The organism is Clostridium amazonense (assembly GCF_056431285.1).
On the sequence record NZ_JBWKMH010000032.1, the window covers coordinates 2,219 to 2,446 of the forward strand.

Sequence of the window (228 nt, forward strand, 5' to 3'; positions counted from 1 at the left end):
GGGTAAACCCGGGGAACTGAAACATCTAAGTACCCGGAGGAAGAGAAAGAAAAATCGATTTCCTGAGTAGCGGCGAGCGAAATGGAAAGAGCCCAAACCAAAGTCTTTGACTTTGGGGTTGTGGACAGAACATCAAAGAAGACAGGAATTAGTCGAAGATAGCTGGAAAGCTACTCCGTAGAAGGTAATAGACCTGTAGACGAAAATGGAAGTTTTCAAGTTCTGATC

Annotated in this window: 1 rRNA gene; it reads left to right on the forward strand. The window is 44.3% G+C overall.

The annotated features are described in order from the left end of the window. Nucleotides 1–228, forward strand: a 23S ribosomal RNA gene (locus AC07E4_RS14405); the annotation flags it as partial.